Origin of the sequence: Paenibacillus sp. FSL E2-0178 (genome assembly GCF_038593005.1) — a bacterium.
Lineage (GTDB): Bacteria > Bacillota > Bacilli > Paenibacillales > Paenibacillaceae > Paenibacillus_AQ > Paenibacillus_AQ phytohabitans.
Window position 1 is genome coordinate 7,593,512 of record NZ_CP151953.1, and the last position, 24,159, is coordinate 7,617,670.

At 43.7% G+C, this 24,159-nt stretch carries 25 protein-coding genes, 1 pseudogene and 1 CRISPR repeat array; of the genes and pseudogenes, 16 read left to right on the forward strand and 10 right to left on the reverse strand.

Features of this window, described 5'->3' with window-relative positions:
* Positions 1 to 175: 175 nt before the first annotated feature.
* The gene (locus MHI42_RS32620) at positions 176 to 1,351 is read right to left on the reverse strand and encodes a hypothetical protein (protein ID WP_342421866.1); all 1,176 of its coding nucleotides are present in this window, start codon (positions 1,349 to 1,351) and stop codon (positions 176 to 178) included.
* Positions 1,352 to 1,537: 186 nt separating this feature from the next.
* Between MHI42_RS32620 and MHI42_RS32625 the strand changes: the two genes are divergently transcribed.
* The 5 genes and pseudogenes from MHI42_RS32625 (at position 1,538) to MHI42_RS32645 (ending at position 7,635) form a co-directional block, all read left to right on the forward strand.
* On the forward strand, positions 1,538 to 2,197 hold the full coding sequence (locus tag MHI42_RS32625) for a stage V sporulation protein AA (RefSeq protein WP_342421867.1): 660 nt from the start codon (positions 1,538 to 1,540) through the stop codon (positions 2,195 to 2,197).
* Between the two features lie 2 nt (positions 2,198 to 2,199).
* Positions 2,200 to 2,625 carry a stage V sporulation protein AB gene (locus MHI42_RS32630; protein ID WP_342421868.1) on the forward strand — a complete coding sequence of 142 codons (426 nt, stop codon included), beginning with the start codon at positions 2,200 to 2,202 and terminating at the stop codon, positions 2,623 to 2,625.
* Between the two features lie 1,370 nt (positions 2,626 to 3,995).
* Positions 3,996 to 5,534, forward strand: a pseudogene (locus MHI42_RS32635) (spore germination protein); the annotation flags it as partial.
* 193 nt (positions 5,535 to 5,727) lie between these two features.
* Positions 5,728 to 7,062, forward strand: coding sequence for a diaminopimelate decarboxylase (gene lysA / locus MHI42_RS32640; RefSeq protein ID WP_171716713.1), 1,335 nt, complete (start codon positions 5,728 to 5,730; stop codon positions 7,060 to 7,062).
* Positions 7,063 to 7,203: 141 nt separating this feature from the next.
* Entirely contained in the window at positions 7,204 to 7,635 is a 432-nt protein-coding gene (locus tag MHI42_RS32645) for a peptidylprolyl isomerase (RefSeq protein WP_039301672.1), read from the forward strand.
* Between the two features lie 363 nt (positions 7,636 to 7,998).
* Here the strand turns inward: MHI42_RS32645 and MHI42_RS32650 are convergent, their stop codons facing one another.
* The gene (locus MHI42_RS32650; protein ID WP_342421869.1) at positions 7,999 to 8,760 is read right to left on the reverse strand and encodes a TIGR02206 family membrane protein; all 762 of its coding nucleotides are present in this window, start codon (positions 8,758 to 8,760) and stop codon (positions 7,999 to 8,001) included.
* A 275-nt stretch (positions 8,761 to 9,035) separates the two neighbouring features.
* Between MHI42_RS32650 and MHI42_RS32655 the strand changes: the two genes are divergently transcribed.
* Positions 9,036 to 12,536, forward strand: coding sequence for a collagen binding domain-containing protein (locus MHI42_RS32655; protein WP_342421870.1), 3,501 nt, complete (start codon positions 9,036 to 9,038; stop codon positions 12,534 to 12,536).
* Between the two features lie 178 nt (positions 12,537 to 12,714).
* On the forward strand, positions 12,715 to 13,116 hold the full coding sequence (gene mscL, locus MHI42_RS32660) for a large conductance mechanosensitive channel protein MscL (RefSeq protein WP_042141359.1): 402 nt from the start codon (positions 12,715 to 12,717) through the stop codon (positions 13,114 to 13,116).
* Between the two features lie 229 nt (positions 13,117 to 13,345).
* Here mscL and MHI42_RS32665 read toward each other — a convergent pair whose 3' ends face one another.
* From MHI42_RS32665 to MHI42_RS32700, 8 genes are all read right to left on the reverse strand, one after another.
* Positions 13,346 to 14,479, reverse strand: a complete 1,134-nt coding sequence (locus tag MHI42_RS32665) for a site-specific integrase (protein WP_342421871.1) — start codon at positions 14,477 to 14,479, stop codon at positions 13,346 to 13,348.
* A gap of 395 nt (positions 14,480 to 14,874) precedes the next feature.
* On the reverse strand, positions 14,875 to 15,387 hold the full coding sequence (locus MHI42_RS32670; protein ID WP_342421872.1) for a helix-turn-helix transcriptional regulator: 513 nt from the start codon (positions 15,385 to 15,387) through the stop codon (positions 14,875 to 14,877).
* A gap of 136 nt (positions 15,388 to 15,523) precedes the next feature.
* Complete coding sequence (locus tag MHI42_RS32675; RefSeq protein WP_342421873.1) at positions 15,524 to 15,952, reverse strand: hypothetical protein; 429 nt, start codon at positions 15,950 to 15,952, stop codon at positions 15,524 to 15,526.
* A 21-nt stretch (positions 15,953 to 15,973) separates the two neighbouring features.
* Positions 15,974 to 16,204: a helix-turn-helix transcriptional regulator gene (locus MHI42_RS32680; RefSeq protein WP_342421874.1), complete on the reverse strand. Its 231-nt coding sequence runs from the start codon at positions 16,202 to 16,204 to the stop codon at positions 15,974 to 15,976.
* A 124-nt stretch (positions 16,205 to 16,328) separates the two neighbouring features.
* Positions 16,329 to 16,916 carry a hypothetical protein gene (locus MHI42_RS32685; RefSeq protein WP_342421875.1) on the reverse strand — a complete coding sequence of 196 codons (588 nt, stop codon included), beginning with the start codon at positions 16,914 to 16,916 and terminating at the stop codon, positions 16,329 to 16,331.
* Positions 16,917 to 17,286: 370 nt separating this feature from the next.
* Positions 17,287 to 17,643, reverse strand: a complete 357-nt coding sequence (locus MHI42_RS32690; RefSeq protein WP_342421876.1) for a helix-turn-helix domain-containing protein — start codon at positions 17,641 to 17,643, stop codon at positions 17,287 to 17,289.
* A 167-nt stretch (positions 17,644 to 17,810) separates the two neighbouring features.
* Entirely contained in the window at positions 17,811 to 18,104 is a 294-nt protein-coding gene (locus MHI42_RS32695) for a helix-turn-helix transcriptional regulator (RefSeq protein WP_342421877.1), read from the reverse strand.
* A 412-nt stretch (positions 18,105 to 18,516) separates the two neighbouring features.
* On the reverse strand, positions 18,517 to 18,906 hold the full coding sequence (locus MHI42_RS32700; protein WP_342421878.1) for a hypothetical protein: 390 nt from the start codon (positions 18,904 to 18,906) through the stop codon (positions 18,517 to 18,519).
* 345 nt (positions 18,907 to 19,251) lie between these two features.
* On the opposite strand from MHI42_RS32700, the gene MHI42_RS32705 reads away from it, so the two are divergent.
* The 9 genes from MHI42_RS32705 to MHI42_RS32745 all read left to right on the forward strand — a co-directional run bounded on the left by MHI42_RS32705 (position 19,252) and on the right by MHI42_RS32745 (position 24,050).
* The gene (locus MHI42_RS32705) at positions 19,252 to 19,767 is read left to right on the forward strand and encodes a hypothetical protein (RefSeq protein WP_342421879.1); all 516 of its coding nucleotides are present in this window, start codon (positions 19,252 to 19,254) and stop codon (positions 19,765 to 19,767) included.
* A 232-nt stretch (positions 19,768 to 19,999) separates the two neighbouring features.
* Positions 20,000 to 20,191 carry a DNA-binding protein gene (locus MHI42_RS32710; RefSeq protein ID WP_342421880.1) on the forward strand — a complete coding sequence of 64 codons (192 nt, stop codon included), beginning with the start codon at positions 20,000 to 20,002 and terminating at the stop codon, positions 20,189 to 20,191.
* 396 nt (positions 20,192 to 20,587) lie between these two features.
* On the forward strand, positions 20,588 to 20,725 hold the full coding sequence (locus MHI42_RS32715; protein ID WP_342421881.1) for a hypothetical protein: 138 nt from the start codon (positions 20,588 to 20,590) through the stop codon (positions 20,723 to 20,725).
* Between the two features lie 205 nt (positions 20,726 to 20,930).
* Complete coding sequence (locus tag MHI42_RS32720; protein WP_342421882.1) at positions 20,931 to 21,176, forward strand: hypothetical protein; 246 nt, start codon at positions 20,931 to 20,933, stop codon at positions 21,174 to 21,176.
* Between the two features lie 15 nt (positions 21,177 to 21,191).
* Positions 21,192 to 21,773, forward strand: a complete 582-nt coding sequence (locus tag MHI42_RS32725) for an ORF6C domain-containing protein (protein ID WP_342421883.1) — start codon at positions 21,192 to 21,194, stop codon at positions 21,771 to 21,773.
* A gap of 60 nt (positions 21,774 to 21,833) precedes the next feature.
* A CRISPR array of direct repeats spans positions 21,834 to 22,402; the repeat unit is 33 nt; unit sequence GTCGCACTCCGTATGGAGTGTGTGGATTGAAAT.
* Between the two features lie 223 nt (positions 22,403 to 22,625).
* Positions 22,626 to 22,922, forward strand: coding sequence for a hypothetical protein (locus tag MHI42_RS32730; protein ID WP_342421884.1), 297 nt, complete (start codon positions 22,626 to 22,628; stop codon positions 22,920 to 22,922).
* A gap of 17 nt (positions 22,923 to 22,939) precedes the next feature.
* Positions 22,940 to 23,065, forward strand: a complete 126-nt coding sequence (locus tag MHI42_RS32735; protein WP_342421885.1) for a hypothetical protein — start codon at positions 22,940 to 22,942, stop codon at positions 23,063 to 23,065.
* Positions 23,066 to 23,105: 40 nt separating this feature from the next.
* Positions 23,106 to 23,234 (forward strand): hypothetical protein, encoded by a 129-nt coding sequence (locus tag MHI42_RS32740; RefSeq protein WP_342421886.1) that lies wholly within the window; start codon positions 23,106 to 23,108, stop codon positions 23,232 to 23,234.
* A gap of 105 nt (positions 23,235 to 23,339) precedes the next feature.
* Positions 23,340 to 24,050: a hypothetical protein gene (locus MHI42_RS32745; protein ID WP_342421887.1), complete on the forward strand. Its 711-nt coding sequence runs from the start codon at positions 23,340 to 23,342 to the stop codon at positions 24,048 to 24,050.
* The last annotated feature ends 109 nt before the right edge of the window (positions 24,051 to 24,159 follow it).

The window sequence follows — 24,159 nt, forward strand, 5'->3', positions numbered from 1 at the left end:
AGGGTTTCGGTATCACCAAAAGAGGATGTTCCCGCGAGCCGCAATGGCCCGGGACATCCTCTTTGTTTTTTGTGGGGCTGATGACCCGAATCTGCGAGTGAACCGGACTGAATCCGTTTGGACCGGCTCCCCTGTCCGGCGTCCAGAGGGGGGTGTTCTCGTCCTGCTGCCGTTATTACTGCTGCAGGTATGGGGTTATTACGATGGTGTTATAACCCAGCTGCTTCAGCTGCGCCTGTGAGATGTACAGCCTGTTTCCGGAATTGAAGCTGTTCGCAGGGGTAAGCTTTACACTCTTGCTGGCGCTTGTGATCTCAAAGCTGTAACCGGCAGAGGGATCGTTTAAGTGGCCCCGGTCCTCAGATTCAATGCTCCACCCGAACGCGGCAGCGAGCGGCTTCACCGGAATCCAGTCTTGTCCCTCCCTGGAGAATACGGTAGATACATCGGCGTTCTGTCCGTCCAGGCTGACACTGTATTCGTATGTCATGGAGACAGGAATCTCGATGACCGGCAGGTCTTTCAGCACGGTATCCCGCGGCAGCGCTGCTTCCGGTCTGGAGGAGGGGGAAGCGGGAAACAGTGCTTCGAGTTCGCTATAGTCAGTGATCAGCCGTGACGTCCCGCTCTTCAGGTTATAGACCCAGGGCAGGCGCTGCGGCTCATTTTTCACATAATAGATGATTCCTTTGCTAAAGTTCCGGTTATACATGCTGCCCTTCAGCAGTTCGTGCCGTTCCCCGGTGGACGGATCGTAAGTACTGATCACATTCTGTTTAGCAGCCTCATTGTACCCGCTCTCCAGCAGCGTGTGCTGGTTCAGCCAATAGGCGCTGTAGTATCTCTGAGTGGAATAATATACCGAGACGGCACCTGTCTTCATGTTTTTAAGATAATAGTCATGGTATTTGCCGACATACCCGCTGCCCATCGGAGAATTTGGCATCAAGAGGTAACGTGAGCGCTCCAGATATCCCCAAAGCCCGTCCGGAGACAGAGTATAAGCGGTTTTGCGCAGAATGGATTGACTCCGGGTATCGTACACATAACTTTGCTCCGGATCATCAGTTCCTGTTAACTTCAGGTCATCACCGCCATAATTCCGGAAATAATGAAAAGGCTCCTGCCATTTGGCATAGGTTCCGTCCGGTTGTCTGGCAATGACGGCATCGACAAACTGGTTTCCGTCCACTTGGCCCGCCGAATAGAGCTGGACGCCGCTGGTTTTGCTGATATACGAATCATAATAATTAATTTCTTCTGCGGCATGTGCTGTAAGCGGAGCAGCGAATGCCAGTAAAATAGATGCGCTTATAGCCAGATGTAATGATTGATGCAGCACTCTTTTCATAACCTTTCATCCCCTCTATGTAAATAACTGTTAATATAGACGGCCGTAGTAACGAAAGGTTTCGGATGCCCGGCTCAATAAATATGAATTACAGGGTTCAAGAGTAAAAATAAACCTTTTCTCCCATACTACCGTTATTCTTGCATCTTCAGCTGCTTCACACTACAACCTTAGGAGGCACCGCCAATGGACAATCCTCACCCGGCTCCCGCCATTTATATACAGCTCAAAAACCGGGTAACCGTGCCCAAAGGCAAAGGTGTGATGCTGCGCGATGTAGCTTTTCTGATCACCGAGCCGGAGTGGCGGGAGCCGCTGTATTCACTGCTGCTGCTGCAGCCGGAGCAAAGTGACGGCAATCTGATTCTGATTGATCTGCTGACGGTGATTCCCCGGATTCATGAGCTGCTTCCGCATGCGGATATCCAGCCGATTGGCGAAGGCCGGACGATTGTGCAGATTGAAGGCCCGGCAACGGCAAACAAACCTTCCATAGCGTTGTTTGTGCTGGTATGGCTGCTGTTGTTCTTCGGCTCGGCGCTGACGATCATGAATTTCCATGCCGATGTCAGCATGCAGGAGGTGCAGATCCGGATTGTCGAGATGCTGACCGGCCGCAGGGACGAGCATCCGTATGTATTCCAGATCGCCTATTCGCTGGGCATCGGGCTGGGGATGGTGATTTTTTTCAACCATTTGTTCAAAAAGAAATGGAACGAGGAGCCGACACCGCTCGAAGTGGAGATGTTCCTGTATCAGAAAAATATCGACCACTATGTCGTCAACGAGGAATACAGCAAAATGAAACGCCGCAGAGATGATACATCGGGACGCAGGGGGGAGTGAGCATGACTGCACAAATATCGCTCGGACTTAACCTGCTGCTCGGCATTGCCGGAGGAATCGCTGTCGGCGGCGGGGTAATCACTCTTTTTATAGTGCTTGATATGGTGCCCCGGCTGGCGCAGCTGACCTCCTCCTACAATAAAGTGCACTGGTATGAAGGGGCCATGGTCGGGGGTTCGCTGCTGGGCACGATGAGTGATTTCTGGAACTGGAAAATAACCGCAGGCCCGCTGATAGAGCTGGGGGTCGGACTGTTCGACGGAGTATTCATCGGTATGCTGGCCGCTGCGCTGACGGAGGTACTGAACGTACTGCCGATTCTGGCCAAAAGACTGCATATGACACATATGTTGTTCGGTCTGCTGATGGCTATGGTATGCGGCAAAGTGGCAGGTTCATTGTTCGACTGGTTTGTATACCGACAGTAAAAGGAGGCTACGGGGTGGTTAGGTATATTCACAGCGGTGATCAGGTGGAAGCGGATAAAAAGCATGGCAAGCCGGAGCAGCAAAAGCCGCCGCAGCATGAAGGACAGGCTGCACAGCAAAGTGTTGCAGACGGGGGCCAACGGCAGGATGAAGGGTTAGCTGCACAGCGGGATGGTGCTGACAAAGGTCAACCGCAGGGTGAAGCGCAGGCTGCACAGCAGAATGGGGCTGATAGAGCCCAGCCGCAGCAAGAAGGACAAGCAGTACATCAGGCTGATGCAGGCGGGGGACAACCGCAGGAGGCGGAGGTTTCAGGTGAGCTGGGAGCTGTTACCCGGCCGATAGAGGGCGGTGCGGAAATCCGTTCCGGTATGGATGCGGGTCCGGGCGCAGAAGGCAGGCCCTCTGAGGCCGAGCCTGCCGGTAGTAAGGCAGCGGAAGGCCGTGAAGCTGGAGACGCAGCGGATAGCGCGGCGGCAGACAGCACAGCGGCGGACAGCCGTGAAACAGGAGGTGCAGCAGATAACGAAGCTTCCGGCAGCACCCCGAAGGACAGCAGCGCAGCCGGAGACGATTCGGATAGCCAGGAGTCCGGGGGCGGCGTCAAAGGATTTTTGAGCAGCTTGTTCGGAGATGATGCCGGACCGGGACAGGGAGCGGGAGCGGACTCCGGTGACGGACAGAATCAGGATGCTGAAGCTGCGGACGAGCTTGGCCAGCCGCAGGGAGATTCCGCCTCAGCTGGACAAGGAGATAAAGCTGCAAGCGGAGCAGAATCTGGTGAGGATAGCGGAGCGGAGTCCGGTGCGGATATCGGAGTGGATTCCGGAGCAACCGGTTACGGGGACCACGATTTGCAGGCTTCCGATGGAGCTGGTACACCGGATCAGGAGGGCCCGGCCAAACCTGATCAAGGCAGCCCGGATACAGAGAAGATTACCGCCCAGGGAGCAAGTGGCGGCGATGAGGACAAGCAGGAAGCCAGGGGACCCGCTGCAGACGATGGTGCAGGCACAGCTTCAGCATCCGGCGGAGACAACCCGACAGCCCCGGCTTCGGGCAGCCAGTCACAGGATACGGAGACATCAGACGAACTGGGTGCGGGGACACCGGAGAAGAGCCACAAAGGATTTTTTGCCAGATTATTCGGAGATGATGAAGAGCCTGAGGAAGATGAGCAGAACGCTTCTGGTGCGGATAAGGGTGAAGAGGGACCGTCCAGGCAGGCACAGAGCGGGGGTTCCTCAAGTAATGACACAGACAAATCTGGAGCCTCTCAGAAGGCCGGGGATCAGTCCGGCAGCAAGGCTAAGAAAGCCAAGTCCAGTCAAGGGGCGGACTCCGCCGGCAAGCCCAAAGATCTGCAGCAGCAGAAACGCGACAATGAACGTTCTGACTCTCTGGAGGAGTCTATTAAGTACTGGCAAGGCAATGATAAGGTATCGACCAACCTGGAGGATACCAAAAAAACGCTGACCGAAGTGATGGGCCTGGGTTCATCCTTTGATATCGTCTTCAGGGAAATGTCCTTTGGGGGCCGGCGTGTCGCGCTGCTCTGCATCAGCGGGTTCGCCAAGGATACCATTATTGACGAGATTCTGAAGCGTCTGACCTATCTGACCCCGGACAATATATCTACCGATGTATTCGCCAGCTTCATGAGCGAATATATTCCCCATGTCCAGGTAGAGAAGGGCGAGCTGCTCAGCGAGAGCATCAATAAAGTCTTGTCAGGCATGAGCGTGTTCTTCATCGAGGGCGAAAGCCAGGTTATTATCATGGATACCCGTTCGTATCCTTCGCGCAGCCCGGATGAGCCTTCGATTGAGCGGGTCGTCCGCGGAGCGCGCGACGGCTTCACAGAGACGCTGCTGAGCAACGTGGCTCTGGTCAGAAGACGGATACGCGACCCGGGGCTGAAATACGAGATGCATCAGATCGGACGCCGTACCCGGACCGATGTCTGCGTGGCCTATATTGACGATATCGTCGACAAGACTCAGGTGCAGGCCGTTACCGATAAGCTGAAAAGCGTCGATATCGACGGGATTCCCCTTGCTGACAAACAGCTCGAGGAGGCCATTGTCGGCGGCGGATGGAACCCGTATCCGCTGGTGCGGTACTCGGAGCGGCCGGATATTGTGGCCTCCCATCTGCTGGAGGGCAGAGTGGTAGTCTTCGTGGATACCTCGCCGAGTGTCATGGTTCTGCCGACGACATTCTTTGATCTCTGCCAGCATGCGGAAGAGAACCGCCAGACGCCTTTTATGGGAAGCTACCTGCGCTGGGTGCGCTTCATCGGGATCTTTGCCTCGATGTTTCTGCTGCCGCTGTGGATGCTGCTGGTCCTTCATCCGGAGCTGAAGCCGGCCATGCTGGAATTTATCGGTCCGCAAAAGACGGCGAAAATCCCGCTTATCGCCCAATTCCTAATCGTCGAATTAGGGGTGGATCTTCTGCGGATGGCCGCCGTCCATACCCCGACACCGCTCGGCTCGGCGATGGGTCTGATTGCTGCGATACTGGTAGGTGACATCGCCGTGCAGACCGGTCTTTTTGTCAACGAGGTGGTGCTCTACATGGCAGTGGCCTCCATCGGGATGTTCGCAACGCCGAGCTATGAGCTGGGGCTGGCCAACCGGATTGTCAGGCTTGCGCTTCTGCTGGCGGTGGCCGCGTTCCAGATTCCCGGCTTCATGATCGGGACAACGCTGCTGGTGGTGCTCTTGACTACACACCGTTCCTACAATTCTTCGTATTTGTGGCCGTTTATACCGTTTAATGCAAAAGCAATGGGTGAGATCCTCCTGCGCCAGCCGGTGCTCAGCTCCAAAACAAGGCCTTCCTTCAACAAAACACGGGATAATACCCGGATGCCGCCTGAGCAGGAGAAGGAACACAAATCGTAGGAAAATACAAATCAACTGCAAATTAGTCCATTCTATGGAGTTCCCTCTGTCTGCTATACTGAATACACTAAACAGCCCCGCAAGAAAGTGGAATTCCTCTCCTGAGGCCATACTTTGTGTAACGCTGCGGGGTTCTGTAACATATACTAGACAGGGTGGAACAGATATTCCACAGAAATTGGAGGACTGCGCAATGTTTTTACACGGGACGAGCCGAATTAACGATGCAGGGCATTTGGAAATCGGCGGATGTGATGTGACAGAATTGAAAGCGGAGTATGGTACCCCGCTATATATAGTGGACGAGCAATTGGTCCGGCGCCGCTGCCGCGAGTACATGGACGCTTTTACAGCTTCCGGACTCGGTTTCCAGGTTGCCTACGCCAGCAAGGCTTTCTCAACGATGGCCATGTGCCGGTTGGCGGATGAGGAAGGACTGTCGCTGGATGTTGTTTCCGATGGTGAGCTGTATACCGCGCTGCAAGCCGGCTTCCCGGCAGAACGCATTCACTTCCACGGTAATAACAAGACTCCGGATGAGATTGAAATGGCGATCGATGCAGGCATTGGCTGCTTTGTAGTCGATAACCTGGTTGAACTCAGCCTGCTGCAGGCGATTGCTGGCCGTAAGGAAGTAACGGTTAATATTCTGCTCCGGGTCACTCCGGGCGTAGAAGCGCATGCCCACCATGCCTACGCATCGACCGGACAGACGGATTCCAAATTCGGGTTCGATATCGGCAACGGCTCCGCGCAGGAAGCGGTAAGACAGGCAGACGGCAAAGCCAATCTGAACCTGCTTGGCGTTCATTCCCATATCGGCTCGCAGATTTTTGAGACAGAGGGCTTCCAGCTTGCAATTGAGCGGATCGCCGAGTTCACCCGCAAAGTGAAGGAAGAGCTGGCCATCAGCTTCCCGGTCGTCAATCTTGGCGGCGGATTCGGTATCCGTTATGTGGATGGAGATACTCCGCTGCAGGTTTCCGAGTATGTTGCAGCCATTACGGATGCAGTGAAGACGCATTTCGCAGGTATCGGCGATGGGCTGCCGCAGATCTGGGTTGAGCCGGGCCGCAGTATCGTAGGCGATGCCGGTACGACCTTGTACACCGTAGGAACGAGCAAAGAAATTCCGGGTGTGCGCAAATATGTTGCCGTTGACGGCGGGATGACGGACAATCCGCGTCCGGCGCTGTATGAATCGAAGTACGAAGCCGTGCTCGCAAGCCGTGCGACTGAGCCTAACGAGGAGACAGTATCCATCGCCGGCAAATGCTGCGAGAGCGGGGATATGCTGATCTGGGATGTAGAGCTTCCGAAGGTAGAGAGCGGCGATCTGCTCGCTGTTGCCTGCACCGGTGCCTACAATTACTCCATGGCCAGCAACTATAACCGTATCCGCCGTCCGGCGGTAGTCTTCGTACAGAACGGCCAGAGCGATCTGGTGGTCCGCCGTGAGACGCATCAGGATATCGTCGCCAATGATATTGTGCCGGCACGTATTGCCAAACAGACCGTTACGAAATAAACCTGAACCGCTGCGCAGGCAGCGGGGGCAGTCCAACAGGGCAGGCGGGAATCGTTCCCGCTTGCTTTGCTTTGTGCCCCGTTTCATAGTAAACTAATAAAAGTGTTCTATATTTGTCATTTCGAAAGGGGTCATTTACATATGGCTAAGCAAGCGAAAATCACACTCGAAAACGGCGGTGTCGTGCTGATCGACTTGTTCGAACAGGATGCGCCTAATACTGTAGCAAACTTTGAGAAACTGGCTAAAGACGGATTCTACAACGGACTGTTGTTCCACCGTGTAATTCCAGGTTTCGTAGCTCAAGGCGGCTGTCCTAACGGAACAGGCTCCGGCGGCCCTGGTTATACCATCAACTGCGAAATTAACCCGAACAAGCATGAGCGCGGCTCCCTGGCTATGGCCCATGCGGGTAAGAACACAGGCGGAAGCCAGTTCTACATCGCTTATGCTCCACAGCCTCACCTTGACGGAGTACACACTGTATTCGGTAAAGTGGTTGAAGGTATGGACCAAGTCGATGCTTTCAAAGGCCGCGACAAAATGGCTACCGTTGAAGTAGTAGAAGTATAATACAAGCATCGTCAAAAGGGGCTGTCTCACAAGAAGAATTTCTTCTGAGGGGCAGCCTCTTTTTTATGAAAGAGTTATATGTTGTAGAGACCCCGGAAAGTACACAGACTGGGTCCATCCTGGTCTATTGAATGTACAAAAGAAACCTCACCTTGATTAACAATGGATGGTCGCACTTCCATTTTGTCAAAGAGAGGTTTCTTTTTGATTTTTTAAAAGATTGATACAATTCCCGCTTAAACAGCGGAGAGGACGGAACGTCCACCCAAGTGCTCACGTTAATCCTACTCCAAAATAAAGAGCTGTCCCAAGCAGCCATATCATGGCTTTTGGGACAGCCTCTTTTTTTGCCCATATTAGCCTTTACCTCATACTGGTCCAGCCTCTGCGGCCGCGCCGGGAGGCATACAGCTCCGGCAGCTTGAAGAAGATCAGGAACATCAGCAGGAAGATGACAAAGGCAAAGGCCTCTTCGACGAGCAGATAATACGGATAAGGGCCGAAATAATCAAGTACGGAGAACGTGCTGGGCTTGTGAGCCAGAAACATATAGTTGGAATCCAGCAGCATATCGGCGGCATAGATACATGCGGCGATAACATTCAGGCAGAGCATGGTGAAGAACAGTGAGCGCCAGGCAGGCTTGTAGCCTTCAATCCAGGTCATGTACAGGGATGCCAGAATAATCGACCCGTGGGCAATGAAGAACAGCAGGAAGCGGAAATGCGGAAACGGGTAGACCAGATTAGGCGTAAGCAGGGCGATGAATGCACCGCCGATCCCGGCAAAATAGAGAAAAGAATACAGCAGCCTGCTGCGTGTAAGAAGCATGATCACCGACAAGAGCAGGGTAATACCGCATAGTTCAAGCGGCAGGGAGGAACTGCGGCTCCAGATATCCTGGGAGACATACCAGACATGCAGCCCGCCCTCGCAGGCGATCAGCAGCAGTGCCAGCAGCAGGCGGACACTGCGCCTCAGACCGGAATGTGTACGCAGGGCGAAACGTGATAAGTAGAGCAGCAGACAGCATAGGACGACGATAGACAGGGCAATGAGATGCGGGGTTGAGAACATTGAGAAATCATGATTACGATGGCGGTCCCAAAAAAGATTAAGGTTCACTGTGCTCTCTCCTTGAATCCAGAAATAAATAAAAGAAAATAAAAGTTCATAATTTGAATATAACTGATTCTAAAGATCTACTCTTAGGTGATATAAGTATATATCGTTCGGGCTAGACAGAAAAGACAGGAGTATCGGTTTATTTACATAAGATGGACGCATATGCCCGTATACATAACGACCCATCAGGCGGAGTGTTTTTACCGGTGCGTTCGGCAGCCATCTTTTCTGCATGCTCGTTTCATATCAAACTTAAGAACGGGGGCTTCTGGGAAATGGTGAAAAAAAGAACAAGTCTGGCAATTGTAATAATCATGCTGTTTGTGCAGTATGCCTACGGACTGGGGTTCACCCAGCAGGTTAAAGCGGAGGGAATCGAGCAGGACAGAGATATTATTACCAGTGTATCGATGGCTGTGTATGGGCCGGACGGACAGACCGTAACCGGAAGCGTATATGATGTGGACTCTACTGTTACGCTGGATTATACCTGGTCGCTTCCAAACGGGCACGGTTATGTCCAGGGCGACAGCTTCACCTTCCAGCTTCCTGAGCAGTTTGAGCTGTTCAATGATATCCAGGGCGGACTCGTATCCGATGACGGGGATGTCGGAACGTTTACGGTCAGCCAGTCTACCCATCAGGTCGTCATGACTTTCAACGACTATATCCAGAGTCATGACAACGTACAGGGCACCCTGCGGATTAATACCAAATTCGATAAACAGGTGATAAGCGGCAGTACGGTTCAGCAGATTCTATTCCCCGTAAACGGCGGAATACAAACCATTAGCGTGGCATTTAAGCCAACCGTGGGTTCAACGATTGAGAAGAAGGGCGTGTCCAGCGGCTTCAATGCTGATCATATCTTCTGGACGGTGGATGTCAATAGGAAGCTGGAACCGGTCAGCAATGCGGTGGTGACAGACCCTGTTCCTGCCGGGTTGTCGCTGGACAGCACAGTAACCCTTGCAGTGTACCAGCTGAATGTTCTGCTTGACGGTACAGTGACTCAAGGCCAGCTTGTAGACAGCGGCAAATATACCGCTGACGTTTCCGGCGGTGAACTTGTTCTCCGCTTCACGGACCCTGTAATCACAGGTGCGTACCGCATTGCCTATACAACCCAGGTAGTCAGCGACAGTCTGACCAGCTTCACGAATACCGCTACCTTCACCGGTGATGGACGTGATCCGGTAAGCAGCTCGGCTACAGTCGTTATTGAACGCGGAGGAAGCATCAAGAAGAAGGCAGCCAGCTATGAGTGGGGGAAGCAGACTATCAGCTGGGCTATTGAATACAACTACAATAAACGCACGATCTCTGCAGAGAATGCGGTGTTGACAGATGTATTCAATCAATCCCAGCAGCTGGTTGCAGACTCGCTGCGGATTTATCCGGTGACGCTGGATTCTGCAGGAGGAGCTGCGAAAGGGACGGCTCTAACCGCAGGTGCAGACTATACAGTAACGCCGGTTGTTGAAGGCACAAACGCCGGATTCAAACTGGAGTTTGCAGATGCTGTGACCTCTGCATATCTGATCGAATATAAGACCAAAGCAGTAGACCGCGTATTCAGCGATACCACTATTACCAACACTGTCTCAGACAGTACTTATAGCGATAAGGCTACACAGCTTATCCGGCCGGCTATCATTTATAAGAATTTGTCAGGAGTCAACTACGCCACCCATGTAACGGATTGGAAGATTACGCTGAACGGCGATAATTATCCGATGAGCCAGGTAGTGGTTACGGATAGTTTCCCGTACGGCGGCCAGAAGTTTATCGAGGGTTCACTGGTCGTACGCAATGAAGCCGGCACCGTGCTTAATGCTTCAGCGTATACACTGATTGCCGGTTCACCGGCACAGCCTAACGCAGGCTTCAAGGTGAAATTCAATTCACCGATCAGTGGCACATACACAATCAGTTATCAGACTGAATTCAGTAATGACTGGCTTACAGGTACTACAGATAATTTCATTAACGTAGCGAGGATTGACTGGAAGGACAGCGCGAATAACGTTCAATGGACAGAAGCCAGAGGGCAGTTCATTCCGGGTCCTGAGGTGAAGAACAACGGCTTCAAATCCGGGGTATATGATGCGTCTGCCAAAGAGATCACCTGGACAGTGGGCGTTAATTACAACAGTAATGCTATTGCTGATCCCCGGGTAACAGACATACTTAACGCGGGACAGTCACTGGTGCCGGGTTCACTGAAAGTGTACCGGATGAATATTGCTCCCGGAGGGGCCCACAGCTTCGGCACCGAACTTGCCGGCAGCTCCTACAGCTACACTGTCGGAAGCGGGAATGAGCTTCAGGTGGATTTTGACAATGCGATCAATTCGCCTTACTATGTTGTATTCAAAACAAGCCTTGCAGGGCAGTTGATTGGTCCCACAGTTGCTAACACAGCTAATCTGCTGGATGGCACCAAGAAGGTCTCCAAAGATCTGAAGGCCTCGGTGGATATTCCGCATGGCGACGAATATGTATTCAAAGACGGCGTTCAGAACGGTGATAAGCTGCAGTGGACGATCGCTATTAACCGGACACAGTCCCATGTGAAGGATGCCGTTATTACAGATGTGCCAAGTACCAATCAGATTCTGCTGCCGGACACGTTCCATCTGTACCGGACAGTTACTGCCGTGAATGGTGATGTAACGAAGAGCGGACCTGAGCTTATAAAGGATACGGATTATACCTTGAATATCAGTGCTGATGCAGAGGGTAAGCAGACCTTCGTGCTTAGCTTCCTCCAGGATATCCATTCCGCATATGTGCTTGAATATCAATCCCTGATCGTAGCGAATACGGGGGATAAGCTGGTCAATACCGTTAACTTAAGCGGTAATAATGTCGTACTGGTCAACAAGGATACCAGTAAAGAGATCATAGTCGGCGTATCCAGCGGCTCGGGAACAGGCAGCGGGGTCAGAGGAACGCTGAATGTCCACAAAATTGATGCAGGTGACAGCACCAAAGCACTTGCCGGTGCCACCTTTGACTTGTACCGCCTGAATGGCAGCGATCGTGTGCTTGTGAATACCCGGACTACGGATGCAGCGGGCAATGCAGTATTCAACAATATCTGGCTGGGCAGCTATGTACTGATTGAAACTGCAGCACCGGCAGGTTATGTGTTGGATACAAGTGAGCATGCGGTGACTATCGGTTCATCTGCAGCAGTGAATCTGACCTTAGCGAATACTCCTGCGGAGCAGCCGACAGCCACACCAACGCCAATACCGACGGCCACCATAGCGCCGACAGAAGCGCCGACAGCCACACCGCTTCCAACGGTACCGCCTGTAGAGACAGCTGGGCCAACGGCTGCTCCAACGGCAACGAATGGACCGGAGGCGACGCCTAACCCTACAGCACCGCCAGTCACACCTGATATTACGCCGGTACCCACACCAGCGGGCACGGTGGTACCGGGGATCATTATCGATGATCTGGAAATCCCGGCAGGTCCAGGCTTACCTGCAACAGCGCAGCCATCTGCGCCGGTAGCCGTGGTTACACCTGCACCAGTCACGCCGGCACCGGAAGTGCCGGTTGATGAGGACATTCCGCTCGGCGGTGTTGATATTGAAGATGAAGACATCCCGCAAGGGACGGTCACGGCAACAGACTCCGGCGGGACACTGCCGCAGACTGGAGAGAACAGCCCGCTGCCGATCTATATGGCAGGACTCGGTTTGATCCTGATCGGGTTCGTATTACACCGGGTGTACAGACGGAACCGGAATCAGGAATAACCGGTAGTTAGACAGGACAGCTGATCATAGGATCAGCCTTCACCAAGAGCAGGCGGCAGAAAATAGCTGCCTGCTCTTTTTGCCGTGACTTAAGAAAGGCTTAGAATAGATTGGTCATCTGCGGCGGAAATGCTATAATTACTAAAATTCAAAGTTTCGGAGGGATATAGTAATGTCCATGTGGAAGGAATTCAAAAGCTTCGCCATGAAGGGAAATGTGCTTGATCTGGCAGTGGCGGTTGTAATCGGGGCGGCTTTCGGCAAAATTGTTACTTCTTTGGTTAGTGACATCATCATGCCGCTTATCGGCTTAATAAGCGGAGATACCAATCTGAAGGAGCTTCATCTGGGCAGCGGTGAAGCCGCCGTGAATTACGGCCTGTTCTTACAGTCCGTACTGGACTTCTTCATCATTTCATTCTCTATCTTTCTGGTAGTGAAGCTCACCAGCAGATTCAGACGCAAGGAAACTGTTAAAGTCGAAGTTGTCGAGCCCCCTGCTCCGGCACCGGAGGTTGCGCTGCTGATCGAAATTCGTGATTTGCTGAGAGCGGACAAGCAGCGGGAGTCAGGGAATTAAGGGAACTAAGTTACATAAATAAAGTAAATTTCCGAAACACACTTGCATTTCCCGCACGTAAGTGATAATTTTGTTGTAGGCAAAACTTGTTATTCAACTGAATATATCAATCCTTCAGGGCAGGAAGGACCTACTTAATAATTAAGAGTCAAGAACCTTTATTCTACAAGGTTTCTTGGCTCCTTTTATTTAAGATTCTTGATAATGGTAGGAAAACGGTAGGTTTTTATTATTCTTTTTCAGGCGGGTTTTCGTCCTCCTGAACTGTGTTATTAAGTAAGTTCTCCATTACAGTAGCTGCATCTGCCTGCATGTTGGGCATCATATGACTATACATATCCAATGTTACCTTAATTGATGAGTGTCCCAGCATTTCCTGAACGACCTTTGGATGTACCCCAGCACTGAACATTAGGGAAGCGCAAGTATGTCTTAAATCATGAAATCTGATTTTTCTTGCTCCTGTTGCCTCAAGCTTTCTCGTCCAAAACTTATGGAAATTGCTGCTGCTTATAGGTATTCCAAGATGGTTACAAACAACAAATTGATTATCGATGTAATTATCATTATATTTATTTTTATCTTCTAATACCTGATTGAAATGATCAGTTAATGTCTTTATTACAAAGTTAGATGTTGTAATAGATCTTTCTCCTGCATCAGTTTTAGATTTGGAAATTCTGATTTGTCTTGTTTGGAAATTAATATCTTTCCAACGAAGCCGTAGGATTTCTCCTCGACGCATTCCCGTATAAATTGCCAAAATAAATAATACTTTTAATCGATGTTCTAATCTCCCAAAAAAGTCATTTACCTCTTGTACAGACCAATAGTCATACTTTGGCTTGCTGGGTTTTGGCTTTGATCCTTTATCCAGCTTATCAATAGGGTTTTTTAGGATAAGTTCTCTTTTGACTGCAGCTCTTAGTGCAGTTTGAACAAGATTAAATACTTTTCTAATCGTACCGTCAGCAAGCTTTTTACCATTAGGAAGGATTTTTTTTTTCATTTCTGCAACTAAAAATTCAATATCTTCAAAACTTAACTTTTGCAATGCGATTCCACCAATTGCAGGAACAATATGATTTTTAATATGCCCATTATTGGTATGGCGAGTTTTGTCACCTATATCTTTTTTATTTTTTAGCCACTCTGTTATGTACTCTCCAAAGGATAAAGTTGAAGGATTAATATGATTCCCTTTTTCCCAATCTGCCCTAGCTATCGCTTCAGCAATCTTACAATCAGTTTTCCTCGCAAATCCACTTTCTTTTATCGTTTTCCTACTTCCGTCATGATTTTTAACTTCAAAAGCATACTTATAGTGTGTTTTACCTTTTTTGATATACTCATAAATTGGCATGTTGAGGAACTCCTTTCTTTGATATAATTAAATATATAGTTATATTTAGTTTATTGCAATATAAAAGTATTATTATATCATTTTGCTAACACATTTTTGCATGGTATAATTTACCTATCAAGCTTTATTTAAAGGGGATATTCTTATAACATGAGGTTCAAAAAATCAGACTACGCTATAATCGCTGTAATAGCTCTATTTGCCTTTATGTTTACAAAGGGTTCAGTGGGGAGACTTCAGCAGCTTCGCATACGCTGCTACAGCGCTCATAGAAGCACTTACGAAGTTAATTACACCACTCATGCCCGATTTTAGTAATATTGGTTGGTGAGTAGATATAAATAAAAAAGACGCACTGGTGATAATTAATCGCTGTGTGTCTTTTTTATTTCCATTTATTTGTTAGGGAAGATGGAATTTTGTATTTCTTCAATCGCCGATAATTCTTCAAATACATTTGAAGCAGTCATGGGTATTTCTTCAAGTACATAAGCAAGAAGTCTTTCTTTAATTTGATCTCGTCGTAATTTCCAACCTTTTATATAATTTATTGAACTTTTCTCTTTTAATTCTAAGTCTAATTTAACATTTTCCTTAGATAAGTCGTGTGAGTGTATTCTAACTTCTGCTAGATCATATTGAGCAAAAACAACATTTGAAAAAGCCTCTCTGTATTGCATCAATAAATTGTGACCATGTTTATCATAATCAGTTACTCCTATTAAAAAATCTAAGGATTCACCAAGTATCTTGGGCAGTTTAGATAAAGTTTCTAGATTAGGTTCTCTTTGTCCATTCTCAATTTTTCCATAGCCTTGTGGAGACATACCAATTTTTTCAGCCATATCTTTCTTGCTAATATATTTTCTCTCTCTAGCCCATTTTAATCTTTCTGAAAAGATATCCAAAATGACTCCTCCATATGTTGACTAATATCCAAAATGGATATAATATATGAATCAGGAAAACAAAAAGGTTATAAAATGCTAAAAAAATCCCCAATCAGGATATGAAAATCATATCACATACTGGGGAGAGGGGCAATTATTCGTCTAATTTTTTTAATTGTTGAAAGATGTAGTCTGTAAGCTCTTTTTGTTGCTGTTCTAATGTTGATTTGGAAATGGGACTAGTTACATATTCTCTTCCCGTTAATAACCAGTCACAATTAACTCTAAAAAAATTAGAGGCAGCTACAACAAATTTGCTAGGAGGATCAACCGCATTGTTTATTACATCAGAAATGAACATTACATCAAATTTTTTAACACCAAACTCACTTGGGCCAAATTCATAGTATACAATATGTGCCGCTAAATCCTTAATTGTAAATCCTTTGTATGCCATTAGTTTTTGCAATCTGTCGCCAATCTGTTCAATTGTGGGAAAATCATCTGCATCTATTGAAACTTTGAATTTTGCATTTTGTAAGTTATAAACATAAGTAGCTTCACCATATCCTGCTTTCTCCATTAATGAAGAGTAGGGGGAATCTTAGACATGACTTAATTCTTTAATAACTTCTGGTGTGGCTTTAACTGTTCGACCACTTGTGCTTTGTCCGCGCTCTAAATTGGACAGATGTGCAGGGCTAAAAAAGCATATATCAGCAACATCACGCAAAGATAATCTTTTAGACTCGCGTAAATTTTTAATAAATGTGCCAAACTTCTGCTCATTAGTTATTTCTATAGTGTATTCTCTCGTAAACAAAAGTGTATTCATTTGTTGACAAGTATGGTTCGAAAAGATATATTACCAATATAATCTTGTTTACACGGAAATGCAATGCGTTAATTCCTGTAAACATTTGTTCTTTGACAATAGAAAAGAGACTAAAGTAGTCTCCTTATGATGTTCCGTATTTTCTTAGCAAGTTAACGAATTCGATTCCTTTAGAGGTGAGTAAAAGCCTTGTATCAATAGGACCTTCAGCTTTTCGTTCAACCAAAGAGTATGTCCTTAATTGCGTCTCGCAACTTAAAAGGAATTTTTTTATAACATCAGTACTGGGTACGCCAATGGTTTCAACAATTCCAATAGTAAATTTTTCTCGGTAGAGAAGTAAAACTTTACAAATGTTTGTTACTTCTAAACCTTTAACAGGAGTAAAGACAACCGCATTACTTAATACATTTCGTAATAATTCAAATTCTTCTTTAATTATTATTTGACCGTATGTTTCTTCGTTATCTTCATAGTCATCATTATAATACTGAATTATATCTTGAACCCGAAAATACTTCTTTATACCTTTTGACTTTGCTAAGCCATTAAGTGCATCAAGTAAATTTTCTAATGTATCAACTTCGATTCTCTTAGTATTGGCTTTAATTAAATCAGCTATCGTATTGGGCCTAACATCTGATAAAGCAGATAGTTTAGCTTGATTTGTATCAAGTAATTTTATTGCATCTTCTAGATTAAACATCAACATTGTAGATCCTCCCCATTGAATTAGAGCTTCGTAAATCAATCATAACATAAGTATTTCCTAATAAGAATAAAAAAATAACTCAAAAAAGAACAAATCATGTTGACTTGTTCTAATTTAGGAGTTACATTGTGTATGCAGGAGTTAGATATATATTAAAAAAGATTTATTTAAGAGTTATTCGACATCAACAGAAGTTATCTTAAGGATTGTTCTTGTAATCAATATATCAAAGGTGCTATAATGAAAAATTTAAATTCAGCGACTCCTTAAAAACAGTCTTGAAAACAACTTTTATAGGAGGAAAGTGACGTACAAAACGTTTTAAGATCAGACATTATACTTCACGCCTAATATAATGATTCATTATATTTTACGCTTGCGGGGCGTTTTTATTAGTACTGTTGTCTTTATCATCTACCACTATATCTGGGCTCGCTGAAGATTCATTATCAGTCTTGAGGTATGTGCTTAATGGGACACTAGGTATAGTGTCATCTTCATAAAAATCAATTACATCATTTAAAACAACTTTTCTTTTGCCTTCAATTAAGGTGATTTTGTTTATAGTAACCAGAATACGTTCCAGAGTTTCAAAGGATATCGACTTTGACTTTCCCTTTTCCAGTTCGTGAAGAGTTGCAACACGAAATTTTCCTTCTGTTGCTAATTTATTCTTTGTAATATCAAGTTCTTCGAGGGTATCAGACAGTTTATATACAATGGGCATTAAATTATCAACCTCCGATATGTACTTATTTTGAATAACACATTGCAATGAAAACAGGTATTACTTGATAAGTGTTACTTTAATGGTAAAATACATTTGACGTATTACTTATTAAGTAATAAAATTAACGCAATGGTAATGAATAATATATAAAGAAAAAGGAGGTACTAATCTTCAGATCTAATTATGCGTAGGTTACTGTAACTATCGTCCAGTGTGTTGTCCTTAATTTTATAACTTTTTTCCTCGACGATCATGTCGTCAGGGTAATAATCAATTATGTCAGTTAGATTGCATTCAAAATACGCACAAATTTTATCAAGCCATTCAACATCAATACGTTTGATCTCTTCGTTATAAAGGAGTCCAACTGTTGCTTGTCTAATTCCTACGGCTTCAGCTAAATCTTTACGAGACATCTTATGCTTTCCAAGCAACTCGGCAATTTTGATCTTTATCATTAAACATTCCTCATTTGCTTTTTTTAATACGTATTATTAGGATACGTGATATAAATTATAACGTAAATCATAAAAAAACGCTAAATGTTAATAATGAATTACACTTAGAGTAATTAAATTATATTTAGTGTATTTACAAATTACGTTTTGCGTTATATAATTTCGTTATTCGAATGTGATGTTTAAACAATATATATAGAAAGAGTGTGTTACCCTCCTTAGAAATTTTACATTTGTGATTTATTATTACGCTTATGATGGAGTGTGCTCTTTTGGCAAAGATGATAGTTCATTTATAAAAAGTGTGTGAATAATTGGTAGCGATATACTGTCTATAACAATTTTTAATGTCAGCTTTTAGATTTGGGTAGTCAATACATTCTTTAGAAAAGGATTTTAATACTTCAATAGATTATTTACTTGGCTCCCATTTATGTCCACAAGATAAACAAGTGATTACCACAGTCTTACTACCAATTACACCACCAAGCAATCCAACAGGGCCAGCAAGTACACCACCAGCTACTGCTTTGCCTAAGCCAAAACCCTTTGTATTTGCAGAGAATTGTTGTGATCTACACTTAGGGCATCTTACTTGCTCAGGTTCAGAATAATTTTCCGCTGGCATTGAGTCTGGAGGTTTAATTATGTTTGATGCGGTTCCACAGGAACAAAATACTGGTGATGTAGTTTTTATTCCAATATTCGAATCTTGACATATGTTTTTCGGTACTTTAATTGACTTACCGCACTTGTCACACTGGCATAAATAATATGTTGGCATTTCATTAATTTGTTTCAAATCACACCACGACTCCCGACATATATTTTTATCTAAATTTTAACACAAACACACTTTGCAACACTATAACAATTCACTCATTTTCATTGAATTAAATCATATAAATTCTTCATATAACAACGATAATTAGATAAATAATGCTGCGTTATTCAAAATACAACATAATTCGACATTATATTTACCATAAATCGACAATGCAACAAATTAGTGACAGATGACATATATTCCCAAATTGGAAAAAGCTAAATTGTCAACGTAGTTACTATTACCTATAGTAGATAAGTCATGTAATGTTTAGCTGTATGATCCAGAAGCACTACTACAACAATTAAAGGGGAAGTTAAAATGAGTATTAATCAACCAGCAACTATTAACCAAATCAATATCGAAGGTATCAAAGTTGAAGAATTTATTATTGTGAAAACTGAGATGGAGTCAAAATATATAAACTTAGAGTGGAGTTCCGAAGATATTATGCGTTGGGTGGGATTTGAAGATGGGCAGATTGCCAAAGCTATAATTATTAAAGAGGAACTGGATTTTTTCCTGAAGACTAATGAGGATCGTCAAAACTTTATCAATGAGTTTGAACGACAAAAACTTTATATGACTAAGCGTTGTCTGCCATTGAAGGTACTGGAACTCGCTAAGCAAGTGGGTTCGCACAACCATACATATAATGACCTACTCGACCTAGAGCAAATGGATACAAAGTATGCACTCGAAACACTGTTTCAGGAGCCATTTAATAAAGCGAAGCTAAGAGTATTTGCTGAAACAAAATTAACACTGAAGCAACTGTTTGAACTCAAAGCACTTAATCCGAATCATTTATTCCTAAACTTGACTCTGTGCATCTGATAACAACGCAAAAACACTGTTCTTCATATATAAACTATAAATAAATACATTGAAACAATAACTCCGCCTGATGATGGCCTATTAGTGGAGTAGGCCGAAATAGTTCCGCTGGGAGGCGTGGCTATCGCGGATATCCGCTAAGAGTTAATGATGAATGACTGACCATGACAAAAATTAAAATTAGAGTTAAATTTAATGCATTTAAAATAAAAATAATTATGGAGGTGATGGAATGAGCGCGATATTTAAAGAGTATGATGATTATCCATCAATACTTAATCCAGAGGATATCCAACAAATTTTACGTATGGGAAGAAGAAAGACTTATGAATTACTTAGTGACCCACCTTTTCATGTGAATAGAGTAGGCAAACTAATTAAAGTGAGCAAAGAAGTATTTATCAATTGGTTAGAAGGGAAATAAAATTTAAATTATCAATACAAAAATCATCAACCTACAACTTAATTGAGGCAAAGCAATTTTACAGTATCCGAGTAGGAAAGTTATGTAAAATACCTAAGAGAACATTTGTTAAGTGGTATCTTTGATTCTAAAAAAGCAGTTGTTGACTTTTTTTTGTTTATTTTATAATTAAATTTATTTTTTATTTTAAATGTAAAAAAATATTCTTCATCGATTCAGTGTCTCTGAATCGATGAAGTACTGATTAGACAACGTCAAGTGGTCAGCAATGCTCGATGAGGTAACTTATCAAATAATAAGTTGAAATTCTCTATACGAAAGGATCATGAACATGAAAAATTGAAGGGAGGTGAGTACTTTCTAAGACTAGTAAAGAATGTAGATAATGATAATAAAATGAAAATAATTATAAAAATAAATGGTGATGGTATTTATATGGCAAATGAGATTCAAGTAATTAGTGCTTTTAATGATGGGGAAAAGAAGTTGTTTATGTTTGATTGGGAAGGGGAAATTGCAACAATTGCATCATAACTAATGATTTTTGAAGGATACAGTAATGTAAGCGATGCTTGGTACACTACCAAAATTCGTGAAAAGTTTGAAGCAAATCGTGAATTTGTCACTCTCACAGGAGAAAGGCTCAAAGAATTCAAAAAAAATCTTCAAACAGAGGACCTTGTATGAGCAGTACAAATCGGTTCCACGCCTAGATTTTGAACCAGGAATTTATTGAGTCATGCAGAATTCGGGAACGGAACATGCGATTAAATTTAAAACTTTTATTCGTAGAGATGTCGCTCCTGCAGTTAGAAAAAATGGTAAATTTGACGCAGCAGAGTATTCAATAAAGCAACTTGAAGATGAACAGGAAAAACAATTGAGATTGAAACTGTATAAAGCACAAGAGTTTTACAGTCTAGATCAAGATGATATAGTTTCACTACATCAAGTCACAAAGGCACAGGCTGCTCTAGACAATTAAATGGTGAACAAAGGTATGATTCAGTTAAAGGAAACAATCGAGGTCATTCAAGAGGAAATGAGCGAAGTCCAGGATGTACTCAGCGTAACTTCAATTGATCGACATCAACAAAAAGAAATTACTAATGCGAGAAACAGACGAGTTGTGTCTATGTTGGGCGGAATGAAGAATTTTAAATACATTTTATTTGCTAATAAATATTATGGTCAATGTTTGAAAGATATGAAGAACAAATTTAACATTGCTACATATAAAGATTTGGCGAAAACAGAGTTACAAGAGGCTCTTAATTATATTTCAAACTGGAAGCCAAATGTGCATACAGAGAAATCGATTATTGCCGATTGGCTTGTTAAACGGGATAATGGAGATATTAAAAAAGGCAACTTGAGAGCGTTAAATGAGTACTTGATTTTGAATAGTGGTTTTGGGCAGAATAATCAAGTGTTTAATTGTTATACATACCTTCTGTACTGGTGCGAATGTCAAGCTCCCATGAAATACCCGGGTCCTTCGCACCTCGGATTTTGTCGAAACTTAATGAAAATGATTATGAGTAAAAAGAGTCAATTATCCATTAATGCTTGTATGATATAATTGAAAAGTGGAAAGTGACTAATTAATGCTTTTAAAGTATTAATCATGCTGATTTCCGCTGTCGCACTCCGTATGGAGTGTGTGGATTGAAATTATCCGTGTGGGTAATCTTTGGGCCTTGAATGATGTCGCACTCCGTATGGAGTGTGTGGATTGAAATGATTCTATATTTACCAATACCAGGATTAACTCTAAGTCGCACTCCGTATGGAGTGTGTGGATTGAAATATTAGCTTCCCTGGCGGCTTCACGGACTTTGTCAGTCGCACTCCGTATGGAGTGTGTGGATTGAAATTTTAAATCAACTGCTATTAGCATCACAGGAATGCGTCGCACTCCGTATGGAGTGTGTGGATTGAAATAGCAAACCCAAAACTAAAAAATACAAGTAGTGTCAGTCGCACTCCGTATGGAGTGTGGATTGAAATAGTTCAGTGAGTTGCTCGGTATTCTGCGTGGATGTCGCACTCCGTATGGAGTGTGTGGATTGAAATTTCTAATGGGCGTGACGATCTGAAGCAGTAGCAGTCGCACTCCGTATGGAGTGTGTGGATTGAAATTCGATAGAGTGACGAGCATTATCGTTGAGGTCCTACGTCGCACTCCGTATGGAGTGTGTGGATTGAAATGGTGAAGTCACAGTTTTAGTGGCTCTTTGCTATTTTTATTGGTGAATCAAATAAACTAAAAATAACTATATAACTATATAATAATGATTTTATATAAGTTTAGCTACATGAAAGGAGTTGATTGTTTTCTAAAACAAAGACGAGATAAGGAAGTGGATAAGACTTGTTATAAGATAAAAATAATCAAAGGGGAATTTGATCGGGAATTTGAGAGGAGAATAGCGTGAAACTAATTAAACAACTGCTGTTAAAGATAGGAATTATAAAAAATACATATAAAACATCAGAGCAAATACATAATGAAAAGATCAATAAGATCAACAATGAACTTCTGTATGTTAAAGATAACCTCATTAAACTATTACCTGAAGAATTGCAAAAAGAATTCTTCGTGGAGAGAGTAAGGATAGTGAGTAATAAAGAGGTCAGTAAGATGCTTCTGAGACTCAATAACGTTGGTTTTAGTAAGCGTGAGACTGAAATGTTAGAGAATAACCAATTAGAACATTTTGGATCATAGAGGGAGGGAATAGAAACATGCAAGAATTGATCAATAGTATTGATTGGAACAGTTTCTTTGTAGGTGTTGCTGCTACTCTTTTGCTTGGTGGCGGTGGAGCTTTCTTGTTTGCTTTGATCTTTGGTGATGGTGACATAATCTAATCAAATTGTAATTTTATTAAGAAGAGGAGAGTAATTATATTTGAAAAACATTGTTAAATTTTTTGATGGATATAAGAGTTTGTTTATTTTTGAATTAGACAGCAGATTCGCTGTTATTGCTCCAGAACTGATGGCTTTTGAAAATTATAAAGATGAGAAGAAAGCTTAGTTAGATATACGAAACAGGGAAGATTTTGAAGTTGAAAAGGAATATAGAACGTTGGAGGGAGATTCATTAAAAGCTTTAAAGCAATCTTAAAAGAAAGTAACGACCTTGTATGAACAGTATAAGTCAGTTCCTAAATTAGACATAGTTTATGAAGAAGGCATTTATGGTGTTATGTATGCTTCAAACTCTGGACATGCAAACGAATTTAAGAAATTTATGAGAAGAGAAGTAAATCCTTCAATAAGAGAAAACGGGAATTTTGATATGATTTACTTCCAGATAGAATCTATTGCAGATGAAAAGGAGAGAGATTTAAGTAAAAAGGTACATACTCTTTATAACTTAAATGAAATAGATCCTTCTGATAAAATGGCTTTGATAATGCTAAAAGATGCGGAAAGGGAATTGCAATCTTCCATCAACACGAGAGATATTGTCAAAGTGAGAAATGAAATTTCTGAATTAAAAGACTTTAAGGATGCTGTCATTAAATCAACGGTGCTTAGAGAAGGAGAGTTGAGTCCTTCAGCAATTTCTAAGAAATTTAATATTTATTCGATTAATAATATTCCGCATATATTATTTGCAGACTCACTTGCAAGAGAATTAGGGTTTTATATTAAACCAGAAGGTAACTCAGGATACCAAGATGAGTTTGTTAGCGTTCATTATAGTGATCGTGCAGGGGAGACAATAGCGACTGTAAAATATAGCGAGTTCGCATTTGAAAAGATGAAAAACCATATAGAAAATAATGGTTTAATACTCCAAGAGCACCCTATATTTTATAAAGGGCGAAAAGAAGGGGCTATTTAATTTTGCAACTATGGAATTTAACAATAGTAAAGCAATTAAAGTGAATGCTAAAACATATGAATTATATACAAAACATTAAATGAAATATAGCTTAGATTTATAAAATAAA